General features: G+C 58.7%; 4 protein-coding genes and 1 pseudogene. 4 read left to right on the top strand and 1 reads right to left on the bottom strand.

Features of this window, described 5'->3' with window-relative positions:
- The first annotated feature begins 407 nt into the window (after window positions 1-407).
- Genes rluC through sppA form a run of 3 tightly spaced genes read left to right on the top strand, consistent with a single transcriptional unit; the run spans window position 408 to window position 3030 of the window.
- On the top strand, window positions 408-1370 hold the full coding sequence (rluC, locus tag ACIOYV_RS33110; protein ID WP_054051763.1) for a 23S rRNA pseudouridine(955/2504/2580) synthase RluC: 963 nt from the start codon (window positions 408-410) through the stop codon (window positions 1368-1370).
- On the top strand, window positions 1357-2016 hold the full coding sequence (locus ACIOYV_RS33105) for an HAD-IA family hydrolase (RefSeq protein WP_401330678.1): 660 nt from the start codon (window positions 1357-1359) through the stop codon (window positions 2014-2016). The genes rluC and ACIOYV_RS33105 overlap by 14 nt, the downstream gene beginning before the upstream one ends.
- A 24-nt stretch (window positions 2017-2040) precedes the next feature.
- Complete coding sequence (gene sppA, locus ACIOYV_RS33100; RefSeq protein WP_401330675.1) at window positions 2041-3030, top strand: signal peptide peptidase SppA; 990 nt, start codon at window positions 2041-2043, stop codon at window positions 3028-3030.
- A 201-nt stretch (window positions 3031-3231) separates the two neighbouring features.
- Here sppA and ACIOYV_RS33095 read toward each other — a convergent pair whose 3' ends face one another.
- The gene (locus ACIOYV_RS33095; RefSeq protein ID WP_401330672.1) at window positions 3232-3810 is read right to left on the bottom strand and encodes a Maf family protein; all 579 of its coding nucleotides are present in this window, start codon (window positions 3808-3810) and stop codon (window positions 3232-3234) included.
- 105 nt (window positions 3811-3915) lie between these two features.
- On the opposite strand from ACIOYV_RS33095, the pseudogene ACIOYV_RS33090 reads away from it, so the two are divergent.
- Window positions 3916-3996, top strand: a pseudogene (locus tag ACIOYV_RS33090) (metal-binding protein); the annotation flags it as partial.

Here is a 3996-nt window from a genome sequence, read left to right as displayed (position 1 = left end):
GCTGCCGCGCGCAGAATCCGCAGCGGGTTGGCATTTACCGTGAGCTCCGAAAGGGGAGGTCACGCATCATGGCTAATTTAGGCGTTGTTTCCGAAGCGTTCGCTCGGGGTCATTCGCAGCTGACTGCACTTTGTGAACTGGCCATGAATATTGGCTCGCAAGGCGAGTGAAAACTCTGCTTTGCCGCTTGATTCAGGCCTCATGTCACCTGCGCTCGTTACACCTGCAAACTCCACCGTTACGTAGCGAAAGCCCCGTAGGACGGCCTCGCGTCCTGGTGAATTGCGTTGGTCAGGGCCGGTTTTTGACCGTTAGTCCGCTGTCCAGGCCGCTTTTGGCGGCGTTCGCGACTATAGCAGCAATGATTAAGTGCTTCAATTCCATAAAAAATTGTTATCATCCGCGCCATGACGACTACTGCCCCTTCGACCCCAGCCGTACAACTGCTGGAGGTCTCGCCGGAATATGCCGGCCAACGTATTGATAACTTCCTTCTCGCTCGGCTCAAAGGCGTGCCCAAGACCTTGATTTACCGCATTTTGCGCAAAGGCGAAGTGCGAGTGAACAAAGGCCGGATCAAGCCCGAATACAAGCTGCAGGCGGGCGATATCGTGCGCGTGCCGCCGGTTCGCGTGCCTGAGCGCGACGAGCCGGTACCGCTGGCACAAGGCCTGCTCCAGCGCCTCGAAGCCTCGATTATCTTCGAGGACAAGGCGTTGATCGTGATCAACAAGCCTTGTGGCATCGCGGTCCATGGCGGCAGCGGCCTGACTTACGGGGTGATCGAAGCCTTTCGTCAGTTGCGCCCTGATTGCAAGGAGCTCGAGCTGGTTCACCGTCTCGACCGTGACACCTCCGGCCTGCTGATGATCGCCAAGAAGCGCAGCATGCTGCGTCACTTGCACACGGCCTTGCGCGGCGATGGCGTCGATAAGCGCTACATGGCGCTGGTCCGCGGCAACTGGGCGGCCTCGATCAAGCAAGTCCGTGCATCGCTCGGCAAGAGCAACCTGCGCTCCGGCGAGCGCATGGTCGAGGTCGACGAGGAGGAGGGCAAGGAGTCGGTGACCGTGTTCAAGGTCCTGCGTCGTTTCGGCGACTTTGCCACCCTGATCGAAGCCAAACCGATCACCGGCCGGACTCACCAGATCCGCGTCCACACCTTGCACGCCGGGCATTGCATTGCCGGCGACACCAAGTATGGCGATGACGATTTCAGCAAGGAAATTCGCGACCTGGGCGGCAAACGCCTGTTCCTCCACGCGTACATGCTGACCGTGCCGTTGCCTGATGGCGGCGAGCTGAAGTTGCAGGCGCCTGTCGACGAGATGTGGGCCAAGACCGTGGAGCGCCTGAGTGCACCCCTCTGATTACAAACTGCTGGTTTTCGATTGGGACGGCACCTTGGCCGATTCCATTGGTCGGATTGTCGAGGCGATGCATGTCGCGTCCGAGCGCTCCGGTTTTCAGTTGTGCGATGACTTTGCCGTCAAAGGCATTATCGGTCTTGGGTTGCCCGAGGCGATTCGCACGTTGTACCCGCAAATCGGTGACGACGAACTCATCGCGTTTCGTCAGCACTATGCCGATCACTACATCGCAGCAGAGGCTGTGCCTTCGCCGCTGTTCGAAGGCGTTGTCGAGTCGATGGCAGCCTTTCGCGATGAGGGTTATCACTTGGCGGTCGCCACCGGCAAAGCTCGTCGCGGGCTGGATCGGGTGCTCAAGGCTCACGGCTGGGAAGACTATTTCGATATCACCCGTGCAGCGGATGAAACTGCCAGTAAGCCTCATCCTCTGATGCTGGAAGAGATCCTTGCTCATTGTGGTGTGTCTGCGCAGCAAGCGTTGATGGTTGGGGATTCGTCTTTCGACCTGCAGATGGCGCGCAACGCCGGCATGGATTCGGTTGCGGTGAGTTATGGCGCCCAGTCCATCGAGGCGCTGAAACTGTTTGAGCCGCGACTGGCCATTGATCGTTTTTCTGAATTGCATGCCTGGCTCCGTCAGGCTTAATACGTTTTTGCTGGGGTAGATGGCATGACCGACGAATGGAAAGCGCCTGCCAAGGCAAGCGCGGATGGCGGTGACGAGAAGAGCTGGAAGCTGCTGGAGAAGACGTTGCTGGCCAGCGTGCAGGAACAGCGCCGCTCGCGCCGTTGGGGGATTTTCTTCAAGTTGCTGACCTTTGTGTACCTGTTTGCGGCGTTATTGCTGTTCACGCCGCTGATGGACATGGAAAAAAGCGCCACCCGCAGCTCCAATTACACGGCGTTGATCGACGTAAATGGCGTGATCGCCGACAAGGAGCCCGCCAGCGCCGACAACATCGTTGGCAGTCTGCGTGCAGCCTTCGAGGACACCAAGGTCAAGGGCGTGATCCTGCGCATCAACAGTCCGGGCGGCAGTCCGGTGCAGTCGGGTTACGTTTACGACGAGATCAAGCGCTTGCGCGGTTTGCACCCGGATACCAAGGTGTACGCCGTGATTTCCGATCTGGGCGCTTCCGGTGCTTATTACATTGCCAGTGCGGCGGACCAGATCTATGCCGACAAGGCGAGCCTGGTGGGCTCGATTGGTGTGACGGCGGCCGGTTACGGTTTTGTCGGCACCATGGAGAAGCTCGGCGTCGAGCGTCGGACCTACACGTCTGGCGAGCACAAGTCGTTCCTCGATCCGTTCCAGCCACAGAAACCTGAGGAAACCCAGTTCTGGCAGGGCGTGCTCGACACTACGCACCAGCAGTTCATCAATAGCGTGAAGAAGGGGCGTGGTGACCGGCTCAAGGACAAAGAGCATCCAGAGCTGTTCTCCGGGTTGGTCTGGTCTGGCGAGCAGGCGCTGCCACTGGGTTTGATCGATGGTCTGGGTAATGCCAGTTCCGTGGCTCGTGATGTGATTGGCGAGAAAGAGCTGGTGGACTTCACTATTCAGGAATCGACCTTTGATCGCTTCTCGAAGAAACTCGGAGCCAGCGTGGCCGAACAGTTGGCGATGTGGATGGGGTTTCACGGTCCATCGTTGCGATAAGCATCTTTGCAGTACAAAAAAACCGGCCCTGATGGCCGGTTTTTTGTGCGAGTGCAATCCCTGTAGCAGCTGGCGAAGCCTGCGTTCGGCTGCGCAGCAGTCGTGAAATCAGCGCATGCGGTGCTTCAGGAATATCTCGCACTCAGGTTGGACGACTGCTGCGCAGCCGAACGCAGGCTTCGCCAGCTGCTACAGGGGTGGTCAGGGGATCTGTACGCCTTGTGCCAGCAGCATATCAATCAACCGAATCAGCGGCAGGCCGATCAGGCTTGTAGCGTCAGGGCCTTCGGTGCTTTGAAACAGGCTCACCCCCAAACCTTCGGCCTTGAAGCTGCCAGCGCAGTCGTAGGGCTGTTCTGCGCGCAAGTAGCGTTCGATGCGCGCCGGATCGAGTGTGCGCATGTGCACGGTGAACGGCACGCAGTCGACCTGGCAGTGGCCGGTCTGGCTGTTGAGCAGCGCGAGGCCGGTCAGGAAGGTCACGCTGGCACCGCTGGAAGCCAGCAGTTGTTCGCGAGCCTTTTCGAAGGTGTGGGGTTTGCCGATAATTCGCTCGCCGAGCACCGCGACCTGGTCGGAGCCGATGATCAGATGAGCGGGGTGGCTGCCGGCCAGCGCCCGCGCTTTCTCTTCGGCCAGGCGCTTTACCAAATTAATCGCGGACTCGTCCGGGCGATGGCTTTCATCGATATCCGGCGAGCTGCAGGTGAACTCAAGCTGCAAGCGGGCCAGCAATTCCCGGCGATAAACCGAACTTGAAGCGAGTAATAAAGGCAGCATGGGTATCTCCAAAAGGCAGGTCCGAATTCTAGCGAGGCTTCCAAGTGACGGACAGGGCTGAATTTCCTTTGACATGGCTGGGTGCATCCCTATAATGCTGCGCCTATGTTGAATGACCCGATTCCACCTCACGTTGACCCGCGCAAATTGGCTGATCGTGGCACCACCCTTCAAGGTGAATTGCTG

It is taken from the genome of Pseudomonas sp. NPDC087342 (genome assembly GCF_044744265.1).
In the GTDB taxonomy this organism is placed as follows: Bacteria; Pseudomonadota; Gammaproteobacteria; order Pseudomonadales; family Pseudomonadaceae; genus Aquipseudomonas; species Aquipseudomonas nunensis.
This window is presented reverse-complemented; position numbering and strand designations above follow the sequence as displayed.